1 protein-coding gene is annotated in these 789 nt (G+C 52.1%); it reads right to left on the bottom strand.

Annotation, left to right across the window (positions count from 1 at the left end; genetic code table 11):
• Window positions 1–598: 598 nt before the first annotated feature.
• Window positions 599–789, bottom strand: a 191-nt coding sequence (locus JK635_RS27770) for a hypothetical protein (protein ID WP_235887790.1), incomplete at its 5' end; no start/stop codon positions are given.

Genomic DNA, 789 nt, shown 5'->3' with positions numbered 1-789 from the left:
GTTTTCTGCAAGCGCAACGGCACTGCCTTTACTCTGACTCGTTTACTGTCTTCCGACGGTGCGCCGAACATATCCGTTTGCACGTTCATGGTCGCTACTGACTGCATTCCCTTCATGTGTTTCTCCCTGATTGGTGTGCCCTTGCGAGGGGCGTTCACTGAGTTGATTGCCAAAGCCTGTTTTCCGGTTTTCCGGAGTCGGCCTGGTGCTAGTGATGAGTCACACAGGAATGGAAATGCAAAAGGTGGACAGGGAGAGGCGAGCGAAGAGCGGCGAACCTCGCCTGCCGAAGAATGGGATGGGATGCGGGAACCAGCTCGCGCGCGGTCTTGTCAGCTTAAGTCTGGGTCCAGGACTTCCCTACCTCAACATACTGCCGGATGCCGGCACATCGGGAAATGAGCGCACATGCCCAAATATGGGCCTGAACGTATTTGCGGCCATGAGCACGGTGCAGGTTACTAGCCCAAGGCACGTTCACTTGTACCTCAGGCGAAAGAAAACTATGACCGTGAAGAAGCCGCCAAACAAAAAGCCTACCTGGGAACAGGTAGGCTTTGAGATTGCAGTTGGTGGATAGCTCAGTCAGAGGCTGAGGTTATTCATCTTTGAGTGCGAAGTAGGTTCCAACAGAGAAGAACACAGCTATGCCAATCAGAAAGTAATCAAGCGGACTCATGGTTTCTCCTTTCGGCTGGTATCGACATCCGAGGCTTTCGGTACCTTGGACATCACTATAGAACAAAGTATAACCAGAAATAGCCCTAATAGTCCCACCTTCAACGCATC

This window comes from Neobacillus paridis (assembly GCF_016765675.1).
Lineage (GTDB): Bacteria > Bacillota > Bacilli > Bacillales > Cytobacillaceae > Neobacillus > Neobacillus paridis.
This window is presented reverse-complemented; position numbering and strand designations above follow the sequence as displayed.